Origin of the sequence: Mesorhizobium loti (genome assembly GCA_014189435.1) — a bacterium.
GTDB lineage: Bacteria > Pseudomonadota > Alphaproteobacteria > Rhizobiales > Rhizobiaceae > Mesorhizobium > Mesorhizobium loti_G.
The window spans coordinates 594,368-617,329 of sequence record CP050295.1; the positions used below are offsets into that span (position 1 = coordinate 594,368).

The following is a 22,962-nucleotide window of genomic DNA, read 5'->3' on the forward strand; positions in this document are numbered from 1 at the left end:
GGCAGCTTCCTCGCCGCGAACTCGCGCAGCGCAGAGGTCTCGGCCACGATAATTCCAGGCGCCGGATGACCGACGTGATCACCTCAATCTGCTGCTTCACTGGGCTACTGCAAGTACTTGCACTACATCCAACCCTTCAGCCCACCTGAGCAAGGAGGCCGCTACGGACCGATCGGGGATTCCGCAAACATCGGGATACGGAAGGTGACCTTGCCGGCATGTCGTCCTACACCTGCCTGAATGCCAGAACTGCGTTCATGCCGGCCATGGCGAAGGCGTTGCTCAGTGCCACGCGGACCTTGCGCTCGCGCGCGACGTTGGGCGTGACATCGAGATCGCAATCGGGGTCTGGCTCGCGATAATTGGCGGTCGGCGGCACGACACCCTCTTGGATTGCCATCACGCAGGCGATCATTTCAAGCGCGCTCGCGGCGCCGAGGCAATGCGCGTGCATGGACTTGGTGGAAGAGATGGACATCGAGTTGGCGTGGCCACCGAAGACTCGCTTGATCGCCTCCGTCTCCATCCGATCATTGGCCTTGGTGCCCGTGCCGTGCGCATTGATGTAGTCGACATCCTGGACATTCAGCCCGGCATCGGCAAGGCAGGCGCGCATCGCCGCCTCCGGTCCCTCGACAGCCGGCGAGACGAGGTTGAAGGCATCAGCGGAAAGGCCGATGCCGGCTATCTCGGCAATAATCGTTGCGCCGCGAGCAGTGGCATGTTCATAGCTTTCCAGCACTGCCATCCCCGCACCCTCGCCTAGCACCAAGCCCCTCCTGTCGGAGGAGAAGGGCCTGCAGGTATCTGGCGCAATCACGCGCATTGCTTCCCACGCTTTCACCACACAAAATACGAATGGCGCGTCGCTGCCTCCGGCAAGCATCACGTCGGCCCGGCCGCACCTGATCTGGTCTACGGCTGAGGCAATCGCATGGTTGGCAGAGGCGCAGGCGGAGGTGACGCCGAAGACCGGCCCGCGCAGGCCGAGGCTCATGCTGACCTGGCCGGCAGCGGCACTCGGCATCGCCTTGGGTACGTCCATGACGCCAGCACGGCGCGCGCCGTTCAAAAGGAGAGCGCGGTAGCTTGCCTCGATCGCTTCCCAGCCGCTGCCGCCGACGCCCACTATCGCACCGAAGCGATAGGCATTTCGTTCATCGCAGGAAAGTCCGGCCTGTCGCATGGCTTCCCGCGCTGCAAGCACGGCAAGCAGGCTGAAGCGGTCCATGGTGACGAGCTGCCTGCGGTCGATGTCGTGCTCAGGGAGCGTCTTGATCTCGGCACCGATCGTGCCGGTCAACCCATGAAGCTCTGAAGTGACAATCGGGCCGATTGCTGAGCGACCTTCGCGCATCTCTTTCCAGATGGAGGGGGCATCAGTGCCCAGCCCGCACAGCCCGCCTATTCCGGTGATGACGACCCGCCTGTCCATTCAAGCTGCCTCAGCAAGCAAGCCGCGGATGGCTTTCACGATGTCGCCAACATTCTGGAGATCCGACCACGCCTCCGATGTGTTCATTTCGATCTTAATGCCATAGGCTTGCTCGAGGTCCCAGAGCACGTCCGCCAGTCCCAGCGAATCGATGCCGAGCGCGGTCACTTCCGTCTCGGTCGTTATTTCGCCGACTATGGGTCGAAACGCTCCCGCAAAGTTCTCAGATTCGACGCGTTTCTTGATTATGGTAATGATTTCCGTTGCGAGTTGATCAGCCATTCTGTCTGTTCCTTTCGATTTCAGCTGGTTTGACGTGGACGCGGCTCAACTCCTGCGGGCCGCGTTGCGAAAATAGCCACCGACAAAGCTCATGCTCATAAGGGCGGGCTGAGTTCCGGCCGATCGGCGGCGTAGGCTCTGATGACGAAGAAGGTCGCCGGCACCCGATGTGGCGCCAGCACACGACGGATCTGCGGTATGCAATGTGGGTTAGGCCAGTCCTCAAAGGTCGGCGTCAGCGCATCACCCGGCACTCACATGTGTAGTCCTGCTTACAATTCTGGACCGTTTCGGTCGATCAGGGTGCCGGGCGGCCACTCGTCCATCGAGCGTCCAATTGGCGCAACGAAGACGATCACGTCCTCGACGCGGGTAGGCGGCATGTAGGGATGTATATTTGCGAGGGTGGACCGTACCTCAACCCCCGACACAATGCTCGCCAGACCGCCGCGGCAGAACCTCTCAACGTGGTTCCGCATTGCCTGCCGAACCGTGCCGAACACAAATGGAACCCCCATCCGCTGCAGCAATGGGTACACAACGCTCAGTGAAAAGCTGATTCCGAGTCCCTCAAGATCCGGACGGACCCCGTATAAGCCAATTTCGGCCACCAGTAGATCGACCTCGCCAACTTTGATGAAGCGGCGCAGTATGCCAATATGAGCCGCTATGCCGTGCGCGTCGTAACCGATTGCGCGGAATTCCGGCCTTGCACCGGCCCAGCTACGGCCGCCTTCGAATGGCTTTGCGAGGAAGGCCCCATGCCGTCCATAAGTCTTTAGAAAGAAATCGGAGAGTTCGACATGGTCGGCCAGTTGCAACTCATTTTCCCAGCACAACTTCCACCGTACGTCAGAGCCCATGGAAATACCTCATCTTGATTGCTGTTTTTGAGATAAGCGCCTACGCATGGAGAGCTTGTCGCGTCGAGCTGACGCGATGGACCTTGCGCGGATCACCGAAGAACCAAGCCGCAACCGACATGCGAGTTGATTGATGTTTCGGCGTATGCCGGAAGGCGTACACCAGAAGATGCTCCTCGGAGCTAACGCAAACATCGACGATTTTCCTTTAGGGCTTCTTTGAATTCTCCCTATGCGACGTTCTCCAGAATCGGTAAAATCGTTTGTTTCGATTGACGGCATCCACGCTATGGATAGCTAAAGACATGCGTTTCAAAGGGATTGACCTAAATCTCCTCGTTGTGCTCGACGCGCTGCTGGTGGAGCGCAGCCTCTCGGCGGCGGCCCGCCCCATCAACCTCAGTCAGCCGGCCATGAGTGCGGCCGTCGCCCCCGCTGCGCGATTTTTTCGGCGATGAACTGTTTACGACGAGCGGCCGCGAACGTTTTGTGACCCCGCGTGCGGCAGCACTTGCCCCCGCGGTTCGCGACGATCTCTGCACATCCAGTGCTCGATTATGGCTGTCCACCACAAGCAGCTGTCCGGCAGCTTACGTTCGAGAGATACATGTCGATGAGGCACGTCTCGGTCAGGTTCGGGCGTATTCTGAAGCCCTCCATCGAGGAATGGTTCTTGCTTGAACCCCCGTCGCGACCCATCGTCGGCATCGGCGGAAGACACTGTTCCATTTGCCATATTCATCAGGCAGATGACGCCATTGCGCCCCGGTTCGGGCCATACATATCATGCCTTCGAAATAGCGCCGATTATCCTTGCGCCGGACGGCACCCTCGACCCCGCTGTGCTGGCAGCAGCGGCCCGATCAGTGCCCATTCCTCGTCCGATACCCCAATCCGCGCGCCCAACGCTGCCTCCAAAAGACAGCCTTGAATCAGCGACCGAGTCTAGCGTCAAGCTTTGTCCACGAAGCCTAAGCTAATAGACGACAGTGTCTCCAAACTTGCCCCAACACATGTGTGAGTTTTGCTACGCGCGCGAGTGCGCCTCGCACTCGTGCTTTGCCAGCCGCCCGCGGGCTTATTTCGTCACAGCAAGGGCATTGTCTGTGGCTAAAACCGGCCAGTATTTCGAAATTGCCAGAATGGCGCCGACGGAAGAAAAATGACCGTAGTCGAAATAGAGAAACTCGCCTGCGTCGGCGTAGGGGCAGCGTCCTGCGCTACAGAGGAATTTCAGCGGATCGATAAAGGTGGCGCCTTTGGTAAATGAGCGCACACGATTGTTGATGTCGGGATCCATGGCCATTGGCCAGTATGTATCATCCGAATTTCTGCGCTTTGCGAAGAATGCGATTTTCCGAACGTCGGTTATGAATTGCGGAGACTGGCCGATGACGAACACGCGCACACCCCGGCCACGAAGCGTATCGATCGTTTGCTGGAGACCGTCGAAACTTCTCGCCTCGTAGTCGGTCCACCGCCCGCTGAGGACAACCGTCTTGATGCCTGCGTCCCGGATGATCTCCAAGGCCTTCTGATTGAACCGTATGCAATCCGGGCGTGCATACGAGAAGTAAGAGAGAATCGGTGGACAGCCTGCGTAAGTATATTCCACGACGTTGGCTTGAATTTTCTTTTTGTTGGCCTCCAGCCCTGAAACATAGTGGGCGGCGAAGGAGTCGCCCCACAACAAAACGGTCGTAGCGAAGCCGCGAGTGCGTGTGCAGTCCTCGATGTTCCAGCTTTCGATCCGGCTCGAGCCCTCGTTGAAACAGGTCCCCTCGAGCCAGTCCCCGGCAGGAATCCGCTGCTGGGCATACTCCGGGAACCGTTGCGGAAAGCCGTTGCCGATCGCCCCGGCCGCCCCGCCAACGCAAACAAGAGCGATCGCACCCGCTGAAAAGGCGAAGATCGGCAACGGGGCGGTGAAGGACCTTTTCTGCCGAAACGGCTGCTCGATATACTTCCAGGAGAATGCAGCCAATGCGAAGCTTGCAACCGTCATCGCAATGATTATCGACGGGTCGAGATTTTGTAACGAAAGATAGTGCGCGAACGCATTGATCGGCCAGTGAACAAGATACAGCGAATAGGAGATGAGGCCGATCAAGACCAGTGGCCGGACTTCGAGTATGCGGCTAGCAATCGTCGATGGGCTATTTTGGCCGACATAGATAAGGAGGGCCGTTCCGAGGCACGGATACAGCGCGTTGTAGCCCGGGAACGGATCGCTCTCCGAAATCGCGAAGAACCCGATGGCGAGAAGGCCAAATCCGGCCAGCCCTACCATTTCCATAAGAAATCGATTGTTCAACGGCGGGGGCCGTTTCAGCATGAGCACGGCGCCCAGCATGAGTTCCCAGACTCGTGTCGGCAGCAGGTAGAATCCAGCGCTTGGCGCCAGCCATGTCGCCATGACCGCGAGCACGAAGCTGCCGAGAATGATCGGTAGGAGTGCTGTCAGCCAGCGCTTCGCAAAATAGCGATAGATCAGGAACATCAGGATTGGGGCAAAGATATAGTACTGCTCCTCGACCGAAAGCGACCACGTGTGCAACAGCGGTCGGAGCTCGGCATCGATGGAGAAGTAATTTGACGTTTTCCAAAAATAGATGTTTGACCAGAAAGTCGATGCCGCTATGACGCTGAGACTGAATTCGTGCAGATCTGACGGCAGAAGAATGAACAATGCCGCGATGCAGGTGAGGAGCGTGACAAAGATCAGGGCCGGCAGAATGCGTCGGGCACGGCGCCAGTAGAAGCTGACGATCGAAAACTCGCCGCGTTCAAGGTCTTCCAGAAGGCTTCCGGTGATCAGGTAGCCAGATATGACGAAGAAGATGTCCACACCGGTAAAACCGCCGGGAATTGCCGAGATTCCGAAATGGAACAGTACGACCGGCAACACCGCAAGGGCCCGAAGGCCATCGATATCACGCCTGTATGTCATTAAATTAGTCCTCTGTTCACAGGCCACGGCGAATGTCGGCAGCACACAGTTTGGGCTGGCGTCGGTACCCGCAGCCCTTGGCGGCCACTCCCCTTCTGCTCGCCCGCAAAGCTCTCCGGACGTGTTCGACCATGTCATCGACGCCAGCCTCCTTCGCTGGGACAATGACATTTTCGGGGAAGGCATTCGGGTTAAGGCGTTCTCTGCTATTGACCCGCCGAACCAAGAAACATCCTGTGCCAGGTGTCCTGACGTGATTTCCAAGCATGAGGATCCATTGCGATGCTGCGTAGTCGGTTCCAAAAATCGGCACCAAAACTCAGTCGACGGCGGACTAACGTCTCCTCGCGCTATTGAGCAAATCGATTTTGTTTATGCGGCCCCATCCAATTGATGGATGCATGCCCCCCGGGCGCCTTCACTGCCGGAATTAAGGAGACTGGGGCTCGGTTCAGATAGAGGCGAACGAGACGATCAGGTTGTGGCGTGACCGGAAGCGGCCATCCTTGCTACAGCCTGATTGATGGTTCGCACGCCAAGCTTTGCCTTGGCGTTTTCCAGATGGAAGGTCACGGTGAGTTTCGAGAGGCCGAGGATCTGGCTGATATCCCACGCCGCGCCGCCCATTTCAGAGCTTCGAACTCCCGCGTCTTTGCGCCATCCACCACGCAATTGCCGGCGAGCCTGCGCCGGACATGAATGTGGAAGTTGATCGCTACCAACTGCAAGGCTTTTTCGTAGCATTCCAGCGACCGCAAGACAGGCGGACGCGCCTCATCTGAAGCGAAGGTCAGCCAGCAAAGCGGCCGCGATGATCATGCATGGACATGGTCAAGCCGCACCGAATGCCAAACTGAGCTGCGTTTTCCAAAACTTCTTGCTGCGAGGCTGGCAAATACCGATGATCTCGATCCAGCCCCCAGTGGAAAGTATCCCAGCCTCGCAGCCCGCGCAGGATCACCGGATCGACGCTGTGGTAGCGCGGTTGCAGATAATTGGAGGTCCAGGAAGAAGGATAATTCGAGATCACTAACGGCGTGTCGCTGGAGGCTGGCGGGTAAGTGAAGTAAGCGAAGAGCGGAAATTCCAAGCCGGCGGCGGCCGAGGCCATTGCCTCGTGGAGATCCGCAGCATCGACGCTTGCTGAAAGTTGCTCGATGAATTTTTCAAATAGCCGATGCATCTGGTTTTGCGTAAACTCCGCGGATGTTCCTCGATGCCAGGCGCGGGGCTCGGGCTAAACGATCGCGAATCGAAGCGACGCGCAGGATCTAGTCCCCATCATCGCTCCCATTACTTTCCTGCTTCTGCTTGAAGACAACGCCGCGAACCTGACCAATTGCCAGGCGGTGACGTTGACACATTGTCGATGAGCCGTGTGTCGCCCAGCCAAGCCGCGACAAGCAGCCGTGCCGGTCGGTCAAGGCTTGCCAAAGCTCGCAGATCTGTTTCCCCGCGAAGTTCCAGGTATTCGACCTCGCGATAGCCGGCGGCCAGAATTGTTGCACGCGCTTCATCAAGCGTTGGCTGACGGGAGAGCCGCGCTCAAGCCGCTCGGCCGTATCGAAGAGGACCGATGCCAGCTTTGGGGCGATGACGCGTTCCGCTGGCGAGAGCCGGACGTTGCGCAATATCAAGGTCCCTCACCATGCGTCTGACAGTCTGAAGCTGCTGGAAATCCTTCTCGCCAAAAAACGCGAAGTCAGCGCCGGTCTGCGGAAAGAGCTTGGCCACGACCGTCGCCACACCATCGACAGCCAGCTGCGCTCAACCCGCGCCTCCTTCCCTTGCGTTACCCGCTGCGGGTGTCGCGTTTGGCATATTTTTGTGCAAATGCGAAGAGCTAAAAAAGCGGACTTGCGGATCTGCGGTGTTGACGCGCAGACCTCCACGCTTACACTAAATCGATTAAGGCGCCCCTAGCTCTGGGCCAACCACTTCGCGGACATGGACCACAAGAAAACAGGAACCAGGAAAGACAGAGCCGCCATCAAGGCCGGCCAAGTCAAAGTCGATTTGATCGCCGTTGTCGTCGCCGTCAATGACAGTGAACCCTGTGTCCTAACAATCGGCCGGATGAACACCCTTCCCTCCGGACCGTTTGCGCTCGAGCACCGATCGCTGCAATCCGGCCTGAGGGGGTGGGTCGAGCATCAGACCGGCCATTCGCTTGGGTACACCGAGCAACTCTACACGTTCGCGGATCGGGACCGCATCGGCGCCGAGCGCGAGCGCGCCATCTCCATCAGCTATCTCGCACTGACCCGCAAGGAACAGAGCTCGACCGAGTGCGGCTGGCGAAGTTGGTACGAATATTTTCCATGGGAGGATCACCGCTCCGGCACGCCGCCGGTGATGCTGGATTTTGTGCGACCGCGCTTGATCGAGTGGGCGGATGGCGCAAGCGACGCAGCCACGCGACGCGAACGCCGTCAGCGGTCGGCGATAGCGTTCGGCTTCGATGATCGCCATTGGAACGAGGAACTCGCGCTTCAACGCTATGAGTTGCTTTACGAAGCAGGCCTGGTTCAGGAGGCCGGAAGCGGCACGGACGCGACCCCGCTTCCCCTGGTGCCCAGCGAGTCCATGGTCGCCGATCATCGCCGCATCGTGGCGACCGGCATTGCGCGGCTGCGCTCTAAAATCAAATACCGGCCGGTCGTCTTCGAGCTTATGCAGCCGACTTTCACACTGCTGCAGCTGCAGCGAACGGTGGAAGCCTTAGCTGGCAGGCTCATCAACAAGCCGAACTTCCGCAGGCTTGTTGAGCAGCAGGAGCTGGTCGAGGAAACTGGCGAGACTTCCGTTGATACGGGGGGGCGACCAGCAAAGCTCTATCGTTTCCGCCGTGGGGTCCTCGATGAAAGGGCGGTCGCGGGCACAAAATTGCCGCTGACGCGGGCTTGACAACCTTATAGTCAAGGTAGACATATCCCCTTATTATCAGATCGAATATAATCGGAGGCGCTGATGACTGGGGCGTTACCTACTGCCGCGTCGTTGTACGAGCGCGTCCGGCGCGTGGTCCCGCCAGTCGAATGGTCGGCCTTTGCAAACGACATTGATGCCATCCTCGCGCTGAAGCGGGAGCGCAACGCCATCATCCTAGCGCACAATTATCAGACGCCTGAGATCTTCCATTGCGTCGCAGACGTCGTCGGCGACAGCCTCGCACTGGCCCGTAAAGCAATGGCGGTGGATGCCGACATCATCGTGGTTGCCGGCGTGCATTTCATGGCCGAGACCGCAAAGCTGCTAAATCCGAACACGACCGTGCTCATCCCGGACATGGGCGCCGGTTGCTCACTGGCGGATTCGATCACGGCACAAGATGTGCAGCTGATGCGGCAGCGCTATCCGGAGGTCCCGGTTGTCACCTATGTCAATACGTCCGCCGCCGTGAAGGCCCAATCCGACATCTGCTGCACCTCGGGCAACGCCAAGGCGGTAGTGGAATCGCTCGGCGTGCCGCGTGTGATCATGCTGCCCGATGAATTTCTTGCGAAGAACATCGCCGCCCAGACGAAGGTCGAGATCATCGCCTGGAAGGGTCATTGCGAGGTGCATGAGCGCTTCACCCCGGCCGATATCCGCGAGCTGCGCGCTGCACACGCGGGCGTGGTCGTACTCGCCCATCCCGAATGTCCGCCCGACGTTGTCAGAGAGGCGGATTTCTCGGGGTCGACGGCCGCCATGTCGGATTATGTCGAGCGGGAGAAACCGGCACGGGTCGTGTTGATGACGGAATGTTCGATGAGCGACAACGTCGCGGTCGCGCATCCCGACGTCGAGTTCGTTCGCCCCTGCAATCTTTGCCCACACATGAAGCGCATCACGCTCGCCAACATTCGCGCCGCGCTCGAGGAGAACCGGTACGAGATCCGGATCGATCCCGGGATAGCCGACCCCGCCCGCCGCGCGGTCGAGCGCATGCTTTCAATATGAACCTTGATGTCCTCGACATCGCCGGAGCGCCGGTCGTCATCGGCGCCGGCATTGCCGGCCTGATGACGGCGCTTCATCTAGCGCCGGAACCGGTCGTGCTTCTGTCCAATGCGCCGCTTGGAACCGGAGTCTGCAGCGAGCTCGCTCAGGGTGGTCTTGCGGCAAGTCTCGGCGGCGACGACGACCCCGAACTTCATCTTTGCGACACAATTGCAGCCGGCGACGGCCTCTGCGACGAGGCGACGGTGCGGCGAGTGGTCCGGGCTGCAACCAATGCGATCAAGACCCTGGACCGCTTCGGCGTCGCCTTCGACCGCTACCCTGAAGGCGCTTTGCGGCTCGGGCTTGAGGCAGCACATTCGCAACGGCGGATCGTGCATGCCGGCGGCGACGCCACGGGTCGGGAGCTGGTCCGCGCACTCATCGCCGCAGCGCGCCGGACAGCCTCGATCACTATTCTCGAAAACGTGGAGGTCCGCCGCCTGATCGTGGAAGACGGGTCGGTCATCGCCGTGGTCGCGGTCGGGTACGCGGGTGCGGTCGCTTTGCCCACGCGCCGCGCGGTGCTGGCAACCGGCGGCATCGGCGGCCTGTTTTTCGACACGACAAACCCGCCTGGCTCATGGGGACACGGGCTGGCACTCGCTGCCTGGGCCGGGGCAGAGCTCGCCGACCTGGAATTCGTGCAGTTCCATCCGACCGCCCTCGACACCCCGGGTCGGCCGATGCCGCTGGTGAGCGAAGCAGTGCGCGGCGAAGGCGCGATGCTCATTGACGAGCGAGGAGAGCGCTTCCTCGCTGAAACGCCTGGCGGCGAGCTTGCGCCTCGCGACGTGGTGGCGCGCGCCGTTTGGCATCAGCTTGCTGCCGGGGGCCGCGTGTTCCTGGACGCGCGGCGATGTCTCGGCCCTAGTTTTGAAAAGCGCTTCCCAGGCATTGCCGGTTTGTGCCGCGAGGCAGGCGTAGATCCTGCGACCGACCCGATTCCGGTGCGCCCAGCGGCACATTATCACATGGGCGGCGTTGCCGTAGACGCCGGCGGCCGCAGCTCCGTCGAGGGATTGTGGGCGTGCGGCGAGGTTGCTTGTACTGGCCTGCACGGCGCCAATCGTCTCGCAAGCAACTCGCTCACCGAAGCGGCGGTCACCGCGAGCTGGGTTGCTGAAAGCGTTGCCGGCGCATCGTATACCCGGCGACGGCGTGTATGTTCCACGTTGGTGCCTCCACGGCCAGACGCTTCAGGCATCAGGGCGGTCGTCTCCGCCGCACTCGGCATCATCCGCGATGGCCAGACGATGCGCGAAGCGGTGGCGACCCTGCTGCCGATGGCAGGCCACGACGGCCCCAAGTCCGGCCCGGCTTTGGTCTCACTGATGCTGGCCGTTGCAGCCCTACGGCGAGAAGAGAGCCGCGGCGCGCACTGTCGATCCGATTTCCCCCGGCGCGATGCAGACGCGTGTACGTCACGGCTGACGCTGAACAGCGCAATGCAGGCCGCCGCCGCACTCAGTTGCCGGGCACCGACACGGAGCACGTGATATGGTTTCATTCTCACCCCTCCCCTCGACCCTGATCGAACCGATCGTGCGCGGTGCCCTTCTCGAAGACCTTGGCAGATGCGGCGACCTGACCAGCGATGCAGTGATCCCCCACGATTGCATTGCCACCTTGGTGCTCAAATCGCGACAGGCGGGCATCGTTGCCGGGCTCGATCTGGTCGCGTACGCCTTCCTGCTCGTGGAGCCCGCGATCGACATTCACATTTGGCGTCCTGACGGCAGTGATGTCGGGGCGGGCGAAACCATCGCGAAGCTGTGTGGACCGGCGCGCGGCCTGCTCGCAGCCGAGCGCACAGCGCTCAATTTCCTGTGTCGCCTGAGCGGCATTGCCACAGCCACAGCGGCGATGGTGGAGTCCGTGCGTGGCCACAAGGCGAGGATCGTATGCACTCGAAAGACGACTCCCGGCCTGCGCGCGCTGGAGAAATACGCCGTGCGCGTCGGCGGCGGCGCCAATCACCGCTTCGGGCTCGACGACGGCGTGCTTATCAAGGACAACCACATAGCGATCGCCGGTGACATCCGCACAGCTATAGAGCGGGCGCGCGCCGCCGCAGGCCACATGGTGAAGATCGAGGTTGAGGTCGACACGCTGGAACAGCTGGATATCGCGCTTACAGTTGGAGTCGACGCGGTGCTGCTGGACAATATGTCAGTCGAGGACCTTGCCCGCGCCGTGGCAACGGTCGGCGGCCGCACAATCACCGAGGCCTCAGGTCGGGTGACTCCGAAAACGGCTCCCGCAATCGCAGCCACCGGTGTCGATCTCATTTCCATGGGCTGGCTGACCCACAGCGCGCCGATCCTCGATATCGGCCTGGACATGCCAGCCCTGGGAAACATCGGCACCCGCTTGAACTGATGGAGACGAAATGAAGAGCAGTACCCCTCGGACCTGCATGCAGCGAAAAGGTGCTCGAAGCGAGCCTGTTACCGTTCAACGACGTGAGATTCGAGGCGCATTGCGCTGACGACGGTCATAGCGCTGCGAGCCCCGCCGGTCGATTGACCCCTGCACGCGCTCGCCAACCAGCAACAAAAGGCTTTTGAAGATGACGATTGAAATGAACGCGGAAACCGATGTGAACCAGGTTGTGGACACCATCGACGTAGCGCTACCCCGATGGTGCAGCAAGGAGGCGGAGGCGATCCACGGCATGCCGTTCAATGACCTGCTCTTCCTGGCTCAGACGGTTCACCGCCAGAACTTCGATCGCAACCGGGTGCAGCTGTCGCGGCTGCTCAGCATCAAGACCGGCGGATGCCCGGAGGATTGCGGTTATTGCAGCCAGTCTGCACATCACAAGACCGGCTTGATGGCCACGAAGCTGATGGAGGTCGAGCGGGTCATCACTGAGGCGACCAAGGCGCGTGACGCCGGCGCCACCCGCTATTGCATGGGCGCGGCCTGGCGCAACCCGAAGGAGCGTGACATGAACGCCCTGATCGCCATGGTCCAGGGCATAAAGGCACTCGGCATGGAGACCTGCATGACGCTCGGCATGCTCGAACTTGGCCAGGCGCAACGCTTAAAGGCGGCCGGCCTCGACTACTATAACCACAACATCGACACCTCCGAGCGCTACTACCCAGAGGTTGTCTCGACCCACACCTTTGCCGACCGGCTGCAAACGCTTGGCCACGTGCGCGAGGCTGGCATAAAGGTCTGCTGCGGTGGCATTTTCGGGATGGGCGAGGAAAAGGCCGACCGCATCGACATGCTGGTCACGCTGGCCAACCTGCCTGAGCCGCCCGAAAGCGTGCCGATCAACCTTCTGATCCCCATCAAGGGCACGCCGCTTGCCGAGGCCGGCCCCCTCGACCCGCTCGCCTTCGTGCGTACAATTGCGCTCGCTCGCGTCATGATGCCCAAGTCCTTTATAAGGCTGTCCGCCGGCAGGACGGCGATGAGCGACGAAATGCAGGCACTGTGCTTTTTCGCCGGCGCCAATTCCATATTCGTTGGGGACACGCTGCTGACGGCGGAAAATCCCGGCGAGGACAAGGATCTTTTGCTCTTCCGGCGCCTTGGCATCGAGCCGATGGCAGTCGAGGCGCAATGAACGGGGCACCGCTTGCCCGCTACGAGGCAACCTTGCAGGGACTGGCGCGCAGGGACCGGTTGCGCACACTTGCGCCACGCGCCGGGCTCGACTTCTCGTCGAACGACTATCTCGGGCTGGCCGCCTCCAGGAGACTTGGCGAGGCGGTTGCGGCTGCCATTGCGCGGGGTACGCCGGTTGGCGCAACCGGGTCGCGGCTGTTGCGCGGCAACGCGCCGGAGCATGAGCAACTGGAGGCAGACGCGGCCGCGTTCTTCGGCACCGAACGCGCGCTGTTCTTTGGCAGCGGCTACATCGCCAACTTCGCCCTTCTGACCGCGCTGCCACAGAAGGGCGACCTGCTGGTCCTCGACGAACTCGCCCATGCCAGCATGCATGAGGGGGCGCGGGCCGGACGCGCCGAGTTCAAGCTGGTTGCGCACAACGACGTCGATGCTGCCGAGGACGCGATCACGCGCTGGCGCGCCGAAGGCGGCATGGGACGCGTCTGGATCGCGATCGAAAGCCTCTACAGCATGGATGGCGACCGCGCGCCGCTAAAAAGTCTTGTCGCGCTTGCCGATAGGCACGAGGCATTCCTTGTCGTCGACGAAGCGCATGCCACCGGTGTCTGGGGACCGGATGGCCGGGGGCTGGCCGCCGCATTCAAGGGCCGCGACAACATCGTCGCGCTCCACACATGCGGCAAGGCGCTCGGCGCGTCGGGCGCACTGGTCACCGGACCGCGAACGCTGTGCGACTATCTCATCAATCGGTGCCGGCCATTCATCTACGCCACCGCGCCATCGCCGCTGATGGCGGTGGCAGTGCGCGAAGCGCTCGCCATGCTGTCCGACGAGCCCATGCGCCGCGTTCAGCTGCAGGATCGCGTTGCCTTCGGCGGCCGTCAATTGGCCGAGCGCTGCGGCGTGAAGCCGAGCGGCTCGCAGATACAGCCCTTTGCCATCTATGTCGGGCGCACCATGGTGGTGGCGGCGGAACTGCAGGCCCGCGGCTTCGACATCCGCGGCATCCGCCCGCCGACCGTGCCAGAGGGCACATCGCGCCTGCGCATTTCGCTGACGCTCAACGTCGACGAAGCTGCCATCTCGGCCATGGTCGACGCGCTCGTTGAGGTGTTGGCCCAAACATGACCAGAGCGGCATGACCCAACGCATCGTCATCACCGGAACCGACACCGGAATTGGCAAGACCGTGTTTGCGGCTGGCCTCGCCGGTTTGCTCGACGGTTTCTACTGGAAGCCGGTGCAATCGGGCCTCGACGGCGAGACCGACAGCGAGGTGGTTGCGCGGCTTGCCGGCTTGCCCGAGGAGCGCGTGCTGCCGGAAGCCTACCGCTTGAAGAGCCCGCTGTCGCCGCATCGTTCGGCCGAGATCGACGGCGTCGCGATCAAGGCTGCCGATCTTACTTTCCCCGTCCTGCCGACGCCGCTCGTCATCGAGGGCGCGGGCGGGCTGATGGTGCCGCTCAACCGGCGCACAAGGTTCATCGACATCTTCGCTGAGTGGCGGCTGCCAGTTATTTTGTGTGCCCGCACCACGCTCGGCACCATCAACCACACGCTGCTGTCGATCGAGGCCCTGCGCGCCCGCTCCATCCCGCTGGCCGGCATCGCTTTCATCGGCGATGAGATGGCCGATACGCAACGGACAATCGTGGAAATGGGCGGGGTGCCGCAGCTCGGCAGGCTGCCCTATCTCGATCCGCTGACGAGAGAAACGCTGCGAGACGCAATGATTGCCGGCTTCGCCTTCGCCTCGATTGCGGGAGGTGACTGATGTCGCAGTCCCATGTCTGGCACCCCTTCACCCAGCATGCGCTCGAGCCGGCGATTCCTGAAATCGTCATGACCGAAGGCGCCTATCTCCACAAGGCCGACGGCGCGCGTATCCTGGACGCCATCTCCTCCTGGTGGGTCGTCACGCATGGCCACCGCCATCCGCGCATCATGAAGGCAATCGAGACAACCGCGTCGAGCCTCGACCAGATTATCTTTGCGGGCTTCACGCACGAGCCGGCAGAGCGCCTGGCCAAGGCGCTTGTCGGCCTCGCTCCCGCCGGACTCGATTGGGTGTTCTATTCCGACAGCGGCTCGACCTGCGTCGAGGTCGCGCTGAAGATGGCGCTTGGCTATTTCCGCAACATCGGCGCACCGCGCTCGCGCATCGTCGTCATGGAGCACAGCTATCATGGCGACACGATCGGCACGATGAGCGTCGGCGCCCGCGGTGTGTTCAACGCCGCCTATGAGGCTTTGCTATTCGAGGTCGACACCATCCCCTTCCCGGCCGCCGGGCGAGAGCAGGAGACGCTGGATCGGTTCGAGGCTGTCTGCCGCGACCTGCGCGCCGCCGCGCTGATCGTCGAGCCGCTGGTGCTTGGCGCCGGCGGCATGCTGATGTATCCGGCCTCGGTTCTGACCGAATTGAAGAAGATCGCCGAGGCCTCCGGCACGCTGTTGATCGCCGACGAAGTGATGACCGGCTGGGGGCGAACAGGAACCATGTTCGCCTGCGAGCAGGCGTCCATCTCTCCTGATATTTTGTGCACCTCGAAGGGCTTGACCGGCGGCGTGATCCCTCTGGCGGCCACGCTCGCCACCGATGCCATCTTCCAGGCTCACTATTCCGAGGACCGGACGAAGACGTTTTTCCACTCGAGCTCCTACACCGCCAATCCGATTGCCTGCGCGGCAGCATTTGCCAATGTCGAGATCTGGCGCGACGAGCCGGTGGCCGAGCGCATTGCGGCGTTGAGTGCGATGCAGGCCGCCGGGCTTCGACGCTTTCTCGACAACCCTTTCTTCACCGACAGCCGGGCGACCGGCACGATCGTGGCTCTCGACCTGCGCGCCGGCTCAGCCGGCTATCTGGCCGAGATCGGGCCGAAACTGCGCGCGTTCTTCCTCGACAAGGGTCTGCTTGTGCGCCCGCTCGGCAATGTCCTCTACCTTCTCCCACCCTATTGCATCACCGGCGACGAGCTCGAGCGACTCTATGACGCCATTGAGGAGGCGGGCGAACGCTTCGGTTCAAGGCCATGAGCAGATCGTCGCGCATTCTTGGGTTTGGCCATCATGCGCCGGCGCGCAGGGTCGAGAACCCGGAAATCGAGAACAGTCTCGGGCTCGAACCCGGGTGGATCGAGCGGCGGACCGGGATACGGTCACGCTTCTGGGCAAACGACGAAGACACGTTGTCGGGCCTTGCCGCGCATGCCGGCGACATGGCGTTGGCGAATGCCGGCATCGAGCGGAGCGACATCGGGCTGCTGTTGCTTGCCACCTCGACACCCGATCACCTCCTGCCGCCCAGCGCGCCGCTCGTAGCTCATCGTCTGGGTCTCGGCCGTGCAGGCGCGGTCGACCTCGCTGGTGCTTGCGCCGGCTTCATCTATGCGCTGATGTTCGCCGACGGGTTCACTCGCCTGCATGGCAAATCCACCCTTGTCATCGCCGCCAACATCCTCAGCCGTCGCATCAATCCCGCTGAGCGTGCCAGCGCCGTGCTGTTTGCCGATGCCGCCGGCGCCCTGGTGATCGGTCCTTGCGAGGACCCCGATCGCGGCATTCTCGGTGCCTCGGTGGTTTCCGATGGCTCGCGCTACGGGCTGATCCAGATTCCTGCTGGAGGAAGCAACAAGCCGTTCCACGGCGACCTCGACCTTGAGCAGACTCGAATGACGATCACCGACGGCCGTGAAGTGTTCGCCAAGGCGGTCGAGATGATGACTGCCTGCTCGCGCGACGCGCTAGCCACGGCGCATATGTGGGCGCGAGACATCGATCGGTTTGTACCGCATCAGGCCAACACCCGCATTTTCGATGCGGTCGGAAGGAATCTCGGCATCGCCGATCACGCGATCGTCAAGACGATCGCAGAATACGGCAACTCTTCCGCCGCGACGATCCCGCTGTCGCTGTCGCTGGCCAACCAAGCGGAGCCGTACCGGCAGGGCGAGAAGACCCTCCTGGCGGCAGCGGGTGCGGGTCTCAGCGGAGGCGCCCTCATCGTTGGAACTTAGCGGAACGCTCGGCCACGCACAGGACTGTCATGAATGGAGCTAGGATGGCCCAATGCGAAAATAGTCGCCTGCAGGCTCCATGGCTCTGGTTCCCTGACGCGAGAGCCAATCACCGTGCCGACCACCTTTTTCGAGCACGACGAGCGGCAAGGCTACCTGACTGGGCGAGGACTGCCTGGCGATGGCTGCCGGCGTGGAGGTGACCGAACCCGGCAACGTCATGCAGTGCGAAAAAAACCCCCATATGCCCGTTTTCAACGACGCTCGCTCCATTTCGAAACCAGGTGTTTCGCCCGATCTGGACGGCCACACAAATATCCAGCCTCGGGTGGCTCGTGCAAACGGTTGCCATCAGTTGGGCAAGGGTTGAGAGGAAGAATACTGGCAATGTGGATGCGGCCTGCACGAGCGCAACCATCAAATCGGACGCTGAAATGGTTGCCATCACCGCTTATGTCTGTCCGATACAATATTGTGCGCAGCGTTGGTACGGCTTTTGGCGGCGTAATCCTGGCATTCTTTGGACCGCTGGCCGCTTTCGCTTTGGCTGCGGTGAGTGATCTGGCGCCCCTGGCCGTCGACCGACATTCGGATCTTGGTAATCGAAGGCTGGTTATGGCCCTTCTTCCCGGTCGCTGCCTGCTGGTTGGCACGAACCAATGTGCTGTCGAGCATCACTTGGTAATTCTGAGGATCCCGATCAGGTCAGCGAATATCCGTTCCCATACCGGCCTTACCGCGCCTGAAGTGTGCAGGCTTTCGAGGCGCTGGCATTGCTCGCTGCTCAGTTCATATCGCCGGGCCATCCCTCGCTCCAGATCGAATCTCAACGCAGATTTGAATCGAGAATGTCGATTGGCCAGGTGAGGGTTATCATGGCCCTCTCAGCTTTGCTGAGACTGACCTATGGCCAAAAGTCCCGTAGATGCAGTGTGGAATGTCAATCCACAGAAACCCACCATATTGCGCTTAGAGACGCCCTCCTTCTGTGGCCGAGATGGGCGCCAAGGCTGTGTCGTGGCCGCGCCGAGATGCGGGTGAGCTCGACGGTTTGTCAGCCGCACCCGGTGCGTGTCGCTGAAGACCAATTGCCTCTGGAGTGCGAACCTGCGGGCCTTTTCCCCGCTCGGCCTCCCGCTTGGCCTTCGCTCAGCGATTTGCGAGAAAGGCATCGAAGGCGGCAGCAACAGCGCGAATCACAAAGCGATGTTCCTGCCGCACGCGGATGATACCATCTTCGATGTCGACGATCCCGTCCTTGACCAGCATCGCCAAGCGTTCGGCGGAATCGGGAAAACGGATCGGATCAAATTCGTGGGCGGCTCAGATTGCCGGCACATCGGCCTCCAAATCGCACATCAGCCGCTCGATGATTGCGGCTCGCACGCGGTCTTCGTCGGTGAGACGATAGCCCTGTGACGTCGCCAGACGGCCAGCTGCGATATGACGGCTGTAGCAATCCCGTGTGACCTCGTTCTGGACGTAACCCTCGCCAACCCGCCCGATAGCGGACGCGCCGAAACCGATCAGGGTTTTGCAGGTGTCAGCCGAGTAGCCCAGTGAGTTGCGCCGCAGGCGCCCGGTTTCCTGCGCCAGCGCGAGTTCGTCGTCGGGCAAGGCGAAATGGTCGAGCCCGATCTCTCGGTAGCCGGCGGCAACCAGCGTCTCGGCCACGGCTGCAGCCTGTTCGGCACGGGCAGCGCTGTCCGGCAGCGCTGTCTCCTCGATCAGGCGCTGATTCTTTATAGCGGATGGAATGTGCGCGTAGCCGAACACCGCAAGCCGGTTGGGGCGCATGGCGACCGCCGCCGTCGCGGTCTCCACGCAGGACCGCACCGTCTGATGCGGGAGACCGAAGATCAGGTCGAAGTTGATGCGGCTTACTCCATGCCGGCGCAGCATTTCGACGGCAGCCGCCGTCTGCGCCTCACTCTGGACCCGGTTGATCGCTTTTTGAACAATGGGATCGAAGCTCTGCACGCCGAGGCTGGCGCGGTTCACGCCGGCTGCTGCTAAGGCTTCGGCCATCTCGGCCGTGAACGTGCGCGGATCGATCTCGACTGCAACGGCGGTCGTCTTCCTGAACGCGAAGCGGCGGCGTAGGCACTCCATGATGGCCAAGAACTCCGCTGGCCCGATGAGGGTTGGCGTTCCGCCGCCGAAATGGACGTCGCTCACGGGCAGCGGCTGCGGCGGTTGCTCCGAGACCAAACGGATCTCGTCACGCACCACCGACAGATACTTGAGAATCGGAGCATCTTGGCGGGTGATGGTAGTAGGGAAGCCGCAATACCAGCACGTCGATCGGCAGAATGGAATGTGGAGATAGAGTGACACCGGATCGTCAGCCGGTAGGTCCCTGAGCCATTCCGCATAAGCCTCTGCACCGACCGCCGCGGAGAACTCCGGCACAGTCGGATAGATGGTGTACCAGGGCAGGCGGGCCTCGCGATATTTGGCCAGAAACGAAGTCTGCAACAGTTACCGTCCCATGCTGATAACGGTCATCCTTACCGCTGCGCTCTCCTGTGTCTTTGCGCTATGTCAGTCCGTTCCGCTTTTCGCTGCAATTTGCCTTTTGCCAGTGTTAATGCTCACGGGGCGATGCCACCGCCGATGAGTCTCCGTTGGGATGGTATGAACACCTAGCGGGTTAGCTACGGCGCTATCGCTTCCCCCGAGACCATCGCCCACACCGTTCGGCTCTACTTCCGCTCTCATTTTCAGCCGGGCGCCTAGATGAAACGTTGGTGGAGCGCGGCATTGCCGAATCCTGACGAAGTACGAGACTTTGCTCGCCGGCTGCTGGTTGAGGCTTATAAAGACCATCTGACATCTCGATGAGCTCGTGGTCACGCGTTGATCAGGACGGGAATGCGACGGGATTATCGAGGCCGCCGCAATGCCGAAACTGCCACGCACCTGCTTACCTGATGCCGATAGCAGGACCGCGCCCAAGGCGCACGATGATCGATGCAACGGCAAAGCGCCAGGTGGTGCCGCAAGTCGAACATTGTTCTCACACGGTCTGAACAATCGCACCGAGAATTCGCATGCTGCTGCAAAAACCGAACGGGCCATCCCGGCCAGCGATTCAGAGGCGGTTTACAACGGTTCGCGTCGGTCTTCCCAGATCTGCGAAATCACCTTGTCCGGACTGGTTTCCACGCGATCATGGCCGGCTTCATACCGACTAGGCGCGGCCCTCCGCCCCAACCGGCCCGGCCGTCCTTCGACAATCGCGTGCCCGACCTTGCTCGTGGATTGTGTCAGGGTCAGTTGGGGTCTCGTCTGATCATCGAGCGGTTCCGCGCAATGATGTCTCCCGAGGTTCCAAGCCGAACAAATGCTGTCACCATTGAACGAAACTGTCGCATATCGAACAAACAAACCAGATTCCAAACATTTGCCCTTCGTGCTCAGCCTGACGCCCAAAAACAAGAAACGCGACGCGAATGAGACTGGCCAATTTGAGGGTCAGCCCGCAACTCACGTCTTCAGCGTGGCACGTGACTTGCACAATCGACTCCGAAAGCGGTTGTGACGGTCTGCCGACAATAGCGGAGATGCCTATGGCCATGGCTCAGAAATGCGATTCCACGGGCGAACTGACGATTTAGGCTGACGAGTAGCGTCGATCGCAGGGCGCCGACCCAGATCAGTGTGACGGATAATGGCGGAGAAGCAGCGCTATGCCATTCTCCTTCGAACAAGGGACTGGTGAAGGGCTCATTCTTGGTCGCCCGCCCCCTTTTAATCTTTGAATGGAGATCAAGAATGAATATCAATAGCCTTCTTGTCGGCTCCGCTGCGGCCCTGACCGCAATTTCCGGTGCGCGCGGCGCCGACGCCGAGCTGGGACCCGCTGAACACGTCAAGATCTGCGACGTCTACGGCGCTGGCTACTTCTACATTCCCGGCACCGAGACCTGCCTGCGCATTGGCGGCTATGTTCGTTATGACATCGGCGCCGGCGACCTCGGCTCGAATGACGGCGCAAGAATTTCAGCTGTGAGAACTGGCGAGGATCGGGGAACATGGCGGAACAACGCGCTTTTGGCATTAAAAACATGGACGGGCCAGGAGACCGAACTCGGTACTTTTAAGACCTATTCCGAAACCCATTTCAACTTCGGCAACCGCAACTTTTATCCGGGTCCGGATAGTCCTCAGAACTATGCCTTCAACAGTGAGGTCATGTTGACTTTCGCCTGGGTTCAGCTTGGTGGCCTGCGAGTTGGTAAGGACTGGTCGGCCTTCGACACCTTTATTGGCCACGCCGGCAACGTTCTCAATGGCAAGCTTGCTCCTTACGGCGACGCTGACACCAACGTAATTCAGTACTACTTCGACGCCAGCAATGGCCTTTCGACTTTAGTTTCACTCGAGGAAGGCTCGAGCGCAGTCGGTACTATCGACAGCTATGTTCCGCACGTCGTCGGCGGCATGAGGTATACGCAAGGCTGGGGCGCGATCACTGGCGTTGTCGCTTATGATAGCAATTACGGGTCGGTGGCCAGCAAGGTCCGCCTTGACGTGAATGTCACCAGCGAACTTTCACTATTCGGAATGGTCGGCTACGGTTCCAACGGCACGCTCAACGATGACTCCACTAACCTCATCGACGCCCACGGTCGTGGTTTCTACAAGCAGTGGGGGGCAATTGGGCCTTCTGGGTCGGCGGCGCCTATTTGCTAAACGAGAAGACGTCGTTGAACCTTCGACTATCGGGCGATCAGTTCAAGAACTATGGTCTGGCTGCCAACGTCGCCTATACGGTCGTGCCAGGTTTTACAGCGACGGTCGAAGTCGACCATTATCACTACGGCAATTTCGGCGTCGGCATGGTCGACCCTTCCAACGTGAATTGGACTAACGCCGACAAAAAGAACAGCGTCGGCGGCATCGTCCGTTTCCAATACTCATTCTAACGGACTGAAAAGCTGCATCTCGGTGTCCTATTGAGCGGACCTATTGCCGCGTCTGTGTGAGCGAAAGCGAGTGTTAGCAGGGTCATGAGGAACTCGAAATTGCTGCATCTCAGCCGATAGTGCGACAGCTCAGTCCCAGGAATTCTAAAACCCCGTGTTGCTCTGGTTGCTTTGCAGCACGATCTTGACGACCGGTGCTGTACTGGTTCATTTAGAAGTTCCTGCTGCGCGCGATACTCAGGCGAGAATTTGCCCTTGCTGCTCAACCGGAAGACGCGGTCGGCGTGGAGGCCCGTCCCGTTCGGGACGCCGCTGCGCAGCACAGCGCTGTAGGAGACAATCGGTTGGCCAGAGAAGCCGCTTCCAGCGGGTCGCCCATAATCAGACGGTAACGACACAGCCGAGTTCCTGTTCGTGCCAGTGAACGATGCCAGTGCTACGGATCTTAGTCGCCGCGGCAGCCATAGCGCCAGGCGGCGCCGGCGTTCCGCCGCCGAAATGGACGTCGCTCACGGGCAGCGGCTGCGGTGTTTGCTCCGAGACCAAACGGATCTCGTCACGCACCACCGCCGCATCTTGGCGGGTGATGGTGGTAGGGAAGCCGCAATACCGGCACACCGATCGGCAGAACGGAATGTGGAGATAGAGCGACACTGAGCCGGCAGGTCCCTCAGCCATTGACCATGAGCCCTGGCATTGACCATGAGCCCTGGCACTGACCGCCGCGGAGAACTCCGGCACAGTCGAATAGATGGTGTACCAAGGCAGGCGGGCCTCTCGATATTTGGTCAGAAACGGTCACCGAGGTCGCCTTGAAACCACCAGAGCCGGTTTCTCCGCGCTCAGATGGGGCGGCAGCCTGGTCAGTGATCGCCGCTCTCGACGCTCTGATGACCCGAGCGCAAGCTCC

Annotated in this window: 14 protein-coding genes and 7 pseudogenes; 12 read left to right on the top strand and 9 right to left on the bottom strand. The window is 60.9% G+C overall.

Going from position 1 to position 22,962, the window contains the following annotated elements:
- Window positions 1-226 precede the first annotated feature (226 nt).
- From HB777_39870 to nodA, 3 genes are all read right to left on the bottom strand, one after another.
- On the bottom strand, window positions 227-1,435 hold the full coding sequence (locus tag HB777_39870; protein ID QND69700.1) for a beta-ketoacyl-[acyl-carrier-protein] synthase family protein: 1,209 nt from the start codon (window positions 1,433-1,435) through the stop codon (window positions 227-229).
- A complete protein-coding gene (locus HB777_39875; GenBank protein QND69701.1) occupies window positions 1,436-1,717 on the bottom strand; it encodes an acyl carrier protein in 282 nt (93 codons plus the stop codon). It lies immediately after the preceding gene.
- Window positions 1,718-1,989: 272 nt separating this feature from the next.
- Window positions 1,990-2,580, bottom strand: a complete 591-nt coding sequence (nodA, locus tag HB777_39880) for a NodA family N-acyltransferase (protein ID QND69702.1) — start codon at window positions 2,578-2,580, stop codon at window positions 1,990-1,992.
- 305 nt (window positions 2,581-2,885) lie between these two features.
- On the opposite strand from nodA, the pseudogene HB777_39885 reads away from it, so the two are divergent.
- Window positions 2,886-3,262, top strand: a pseudogene (locus tag HB777_39885) (LysR family transcriptional regulator).
- Here HB777_39885 and HB777_39890 read toward each other — a convergent pair.
- The 4 genes and pseudogenes from HB777_39890 to HB777_39905 form a co-directional block, all read right to left on the bottom strand.
- Window positions 3,210-3,368 (bottom strand): transposase, encoded by a 159-nt coding sequence (locus tag HB777_39890; GenBank protein ID QND69777.1) that lies wholly within the window; start codon window positions 3,366-3,368, stop codon window positions 3,210-3,212. The pseudogene HB777_39885 and the gene HB777_39890 overlap by 53 nt on opposite strands.
- A gap of 290 nt (window positions 3,369-3,658) precedes the next feature.
- Window positions 3,659-5,530: an acyltransferase gene (locus HB777_39895; protein QND69703.1), complete on the bottom strand. Its 1,872-nt coding sequence runs from the start codon at window positions 5,528-5,530 to the stop codon at window positions 3,659-3,661.
- A gap of 474 nt (window positions 5,531-6,004) precedes the next feature.
- Window positions 6,005-6,713, bottom strand: a pseudogene (locus tag HB777_39900) (LuxR family transcriptional regulator).
- A 110-nt stretch (window positions 6,714-6,823) separates the two neighbouring features.
- Window positions 6,824-7,282 (bottom strand): annotated as a pseudogene (locus HB777_39905) (4-phosphopantoate--beta-alanine ligase).
- A gap of 195 nt (window positions 7,283-7,477) precedes the next feature.
- Here HB777_39905 and HB777_39910 point away from each other — a divergent pair.
- From HB777_39910 to HB777_39955, 10 genes and pseudogenes are all read left to right on the top strand, one after another.
- The gene (locus HB777_39910) at window positions 7,478-8,437 is read left to right on the top strand and encodes a hypothetical protein (GenBank protein QND69704.1); all 960 of its coding nucleotides are present in this window, start codon (window positions 7,478-7,480) and stop codon (window positions 8,435-8,437) included.
- Between the two features lie 63 nt (window positions 8,438-8,500).
- Window positions 8,501-9,475: a quinolinate synthase NadA gene (gene nadA / locus HB777_39915; GenBank protein QND69705.1), complete on the top strand. Its 975-nt coding sequence runs from the start codon at window positions 8,501-8,503 to the stop codon at window positions 9,473-9,475.
- On the top strand, window positions 9,472-11,013 hold the full coding sequence (locus HB777_39920; GenBank protein QND69706.1) for an L-aspartate oxidase: 1,542 nt from the start codon (window positions 9,472-9,474) through the stop codon (window positions 11,011-11,013). Before nadA ends, HB777_39920 begins: the two co-directional genes overlap by 4 nt.
- A gap of 1 nt (window position 11,014) precedes the next feature.
- The gene (locus HB777_39925) at window positions 11,015-11,896 is read left to right on the top strand and encodes a carboxylating nicotinate-nucleotide diphosphorylase (protein ID QND69707.1); all 882 of its coding nucleotides are present in this window, start codon (window positions 11,015-11,017) and stop codon (window positions 11,894-11,896) included.
- 202 nt (window positions 11,897-12,098) lie between these two features.
- The gene (gene bioB / locus HB777_39930; protein ID QND69778.1) at window positions 12,099-13,097 is read left to right on the top strand and encodes a biotin synthase BioB; all 999 of its coding nucleotides are present in this window, start codon (window positions 12,099-12,101) and stop codon (window positions 13,095-13,097) included.
- Window positions 13,094-14,230 (top strand): 8-amino-7-oxononanoate synthase, encoded by a 1,137-nt coding sequence (locus tag HB777_39935; protein ID QND69708.1) that lies wholly within the window; start codon window positions 13,094-13,096, stop codon window positions 14,228-14,230. Before bioB ends, HB777_39935 begins: the two co-directional genes overlap by 4 nt.
- A 10-nt stretch (window positions 14,231-14,240) precedes the next feature.
- Window positions 14,241-14,876 carry an ATP-dependent dethiobiotin synthetase BioD gene (bioD, locus tag HB777_39940; protein ID QND69709.1) on the top strand — a complete coding sequence of 212 codons (636 nt, stop codon included), beginning with the start codon at window positions 14,241-14,243 and terminating at the stop codon, window positions 14,874-14,876.
- A complete protein-coding gene (locus HB777_39945; protein QND69710.1) occupies window positions 14,876-16,141 on the top strand; it encodes an adenosylmethionine--8-amino-7-oxononanoate transaminase in 1,266 nt (421 codons plus the stop codon). Before bioD ends, HB777_39945 begins: the two co-directional genes overlap by 1 nt.
- Window positions 16,138-17,121, top strand: a complete 984-nt coding sequence (locus HB777_39950) for a beta-ketoacyl-ACP synthase III (protein QND69711.1) — start codon at window positions 16,138-16,140, stop codon at window positions 17,119-17,121. Before HB777_39945 ends, HB777_39950 begins: the two co-directional genes overlap by 4 nt.
- Before the next feature lie 220 nt (window positions 17,122-17,341).
- Window positions 17,342-17,697: pseudogene (locus tag HB777_39955) on the top strand (hypothetical protein).
- A gap of 573 nt (window positions 17,698-18,270) precedes the next feature.
- Here HB777_39955 and hemN read toward each other — a convergent pair.
- Window positions 18,271-19,599 (bottom strand): annotated as a pseudogene (gene hemN / locus HB777_39960) (oxygen-independent coproporphyrinogen III oxidase).
- Window positions 19,600-20,898: 1,299 nt separating this feature from the next.
- On the opposite strand from hemN, the pseudogene HB777_39965 reads away from it, so the two are divergent.
- Window positions 20,899-22,052: pseudogene (locus tag HB777_39965) on the top strand (porin).
- A 480-nt stretch (window positions 22,053-22,532) separates the two neighbouring features.
- Here the strand turns inward: HB777_39965 and HB777_39970 are convergent.
- Window positions 22,533-22,844 (bottom strand): annotated as a pseudogene (locus HB777_39970) (coproporphyrinogen III oxidase).
- Window positions 22,845-22,962: the final 118 nt, after the last annotated feature.

What these genes read in the sequence shown, in the direction of transcription:
- HB777_39870 (QND69700.1), bottom strand. Translation starts at nt 1,435, where the DNA reads ATGGACAGGCGGGTCGTCATCACCGGAATAGGCGGGCTGTGCGGGCTG.
- HB777_39875 (QND69701.1), bottom strand. Translation starts at nt 1,717, where the DNA reads ATGGCTGATCAACTCGCAACGGAAATCATTACCATAATCAAGAAACGC.
- nodA (QND69702.1), bottom strand. Translation starts at nt 2,580, where the DNA reads ATGGGCTCTGACGTACGGTGGAAGTTGTGCTGGGAAAATGAGTTGCAA.
- HB777_39890 (QND69777.1), bottom strand. Translation starts at nt 3,368, where the DNA reads ATGATATGTATGGCCCGAACCGGGGCGCAATGGCGTCATCTGCCTGAT.
- HB777_39895 (QND69703.1), bottom strand. Translation starts at nt 5,530, where the DNA reads ATGACATACAGGCGTGATATCGATGGCCTTCGGGCCCTTGCGGTGTTG.
- HB777_39910 (QND69704.1), top strand. Translation starts at nt 7,478, where the DNA reads ATGGACCACAAGAAAACAGGAACCAGGAAAGACAGAGCCGCCATCAAG.
- nadA (QND69705.1), top strand. Translation starts at nt 8,501, where the DNA reads ATGACTGGGGCGTTACCTACTGCCGCGTCGTTGTACGAGCGCGTCCGG.
- HB777_39920 (QND69706.1), top strand. Translation starts at nt 9,472, where the DNA reads ATGAACCTTGATGTCCTCGACATCGCCGGAGCGCCGGTCGTCATCGGC.
- HB777_39925 (QND69707.1), top strand. Translation starts at nt 11,015, where the DNA reads ATGGTTTCATTCTCACCCCTCCCCTCGACCCTGATCGAACCGATCGTG.
- bioB (QND69778.1), top strand. Translation starts at nt 12,099, where the DNA reads ATGAACGCGGAAACCGATGTGAACCAGGTTGTGGACACCATCGACGTA.
- HB777_39935 (QND69708.1), top strand. Translation starts at nt 13,094, where the DNA reads ATGAACGGGGCACCGCTTGCCCGCTACGAGGCAACCTTGCAGGGACTG.
- bioD (QND69709.1), top strand. Translation starts at nt 14,241, where the DNA reads ATGACCCAACGCATCGTCATCACCGGAACCGACACCGGAATTGGCAAG.
- HB777_39945 (QND69710.1), top strand. Translation starts at nt 14,876, where the DNA reads ATGTCGCAGTCCCATGTCTGGCACCCCTTCACCCAGCATGCGCTCGAG.
- HB777_39950 (QND69711.1), top strand. Translation starts at nt 16,138, where the DNA reads ATGAGCAGATCGTCGCGCATTCTTGGGTTTGGCCATCATGCGCCGGCG.